Origin of the sequence: Streptococcus sp. KR (assembly GCF_002238115.1) — a bacterium.
Classification (GTDB): Bacteria; Bacillota; Bacilli; order Lactobacillales; family Streptococcaceae; genus Streptococcus.
Map to the genome: position 1 here is coordinate 1 of NZ_NGVM01000095.1, position 681 is coordinate 681.

At 40.7% G+C, this 681-nt stretch carries 1 pseudogene; it reads left to right on the plus strand.

What is annotated here, in order from left to right:
- Nucleotides 1-681, plus strand: a pseudogene (locus tag CBI42_RS11025) (PBECR4 domain-containing protein); the annotation flags it as partial.

Here is a 681-nt window from a genome sequence, read left to right on the forward strand (position 1 = left end):
GGAATGAGATTAACCCAATCGCTCACAAAGAAAGACTTGGAACACGAGAAATGAGAGAGTACCCAGAATTGATGAAGATAGATGGGGCCATATTCACTCCGTATCATCTGGAGAGATTGGCGAGTGAGTTAGATATTTCTCAGTTCAGTTACGCTTTAGAAGATACTCTTTACGCAGATCAACTTCTATCCCAACTCCCATTTGGAGATTTGGAAAATAGTCCAATTGGATTTACAGATAGTAGTCATGATGGTCGCCTTGGATTTATCTCTTTTGATGGAATGGATAGTGTTGAGGTCGAAAATCTATCTGCTTGGTTTGAGAAGTTGGGAGTCAAAGACTCACCTATGGAACAATTGGCCCTTATTGAAAAATGGCAAAAAGAAATCAAAGGTTTATCAGAAAAAGTTGAACAAACGATCTCCACAGTCCGAGAAGAATTTGAGAAATCACAAGAGGAAGAAATCAAACTAGAAGAACAAGGTTACAACAAGCAGGAGTTGGAACATGATGCGGATGCTGACGGAGTTTCTGATGATGAGGAGTTGTTGCAGGGAACGAATCCGTATGATTTTAGATCGAAACCAGGTTCTAAACCAGAGGGCGAGGAGAGTCTACAAGCGGACGAAGTTGTTTTAGCAGCTGGTAGTCTTGCAGTCGCAGATTTTATTCAAAATAAAG